Annotated in this window: 1 protein-coding gene and 1 pseudogene; both read right to left on the bottom strand. The window is 72.7% G+C overall.

The genetic code is table 11. The features are described from left to right. Positions 1–295: pseudogene (locus N878_RS22260) on the bottom strand (pyridine nucleotide-disulfide oxidoreductase); the annotation flags it as partial. Then, the coding region (locus tag N878_RS22255) for an AraC family transcriptional regulator (protein WP_021445729.1) at positions 292–995 on the bottom strand (704 nt) is incomplete at its 5' end. The gene N878_RS22255 and the pseudogene N878_RS22260, both read right to left, overlap by 4 nt.

Raw genomic sequence — 995 nt, 5'->3', positions numbered from 1 at the left:
CAAGGCGCCGGCCATCTGCAAGTTCGACCTGGCGGCTGGTGGCATCCAGCGCGGCGATCTCGCCCTCGATCAGCTCCACCTTGGCCGCGCGGCACAGCGGCTGCAGTTCCAGGCGACAGTCGGCGGCGGCGTAGCGCCCGGCCAGCAGACCCGGCAGCATGCCCGAATACCAGGCCTCGGGGCCGGGGCTGAGCAGGGCGATGCGTCCCGGCGGGCGCTCCACCAGGGCCCAGCGGCGCAGCACGCCGAGGTGGGCATGGCCGGCGCCGGCCAGCAGCAGGTCGTACTGGCTCATGGCTGCTTCAAGCCGTCGCGGTACTGGCTCGGCGTCTGCCCGGTCCAGCGCTTGAAGGCGCGGCCGAAGCTGCTGCTGTCGCTGAAGCCGAGCAGGTAGGCGACCTCGCCGATGGAGCAGCGTGGATCGCGCATATGGCGCAGGGCCAGGGCGTGGCGGGTGTCGCTGAGCAGCGCCTCGTAGCTGGTGCCCTCCTCGGCCAGGTGGCGTTGCAGGCTGCGCAGGCTCAGGTGCAGGGCCTGGGCGATGCGCTCGGCCGAGGGCTCGCCGTCCGGCAGCTGCGTCTCCAGGCAGCTGCGCACCCGCTCGCTGCAACTGGCGGCGCGAAGTTGTTCCAGGCTGCGCTTGAGCACCGCCTCGTTGTGTTCGGCCAGCTCCGGGTTGCCGTCGTCCAGGCGCTGCTCGAAGGCGGCGCGGGGGAAGCGCAGCAGGCTCTCGGCCGCATCGAACTGCAGCGGCGCGCGGAACACCGCCTGCCAGGGCGCGGGATCGGCCGGCGCCGGGCGCTGCAGCTGCACCAGCAGCGGGGCGAAATCACGGCTCAGGCGATTGCGGCAGCTGCGCACGTAGATCGCGGCGAAGGCGTCCAGCGCCTCCGGGGCCGGCGGCGGGCTGCCGGGCGGCACGCGAAAACGGAACTCGTAGGCGTCGTCCAGTTGACGCAGCTCCAGTTCCAGGGCGTCGCTGACCACCCGGTGGT

Source organism: Pseudomonas sp. EGD-AK9 (assembly GCF_000465935.2).
Lineage (GTDB): Bacteria > Pseudomonadota > Gammaproteobacteria > Pseudomonadales > Pseudomonadaceae > Aquipseudomonas.
Note: the sequence above shows the minus strand (reverse complement) of the source record. Positions and strands in the feature narration are given on the sequence as shown.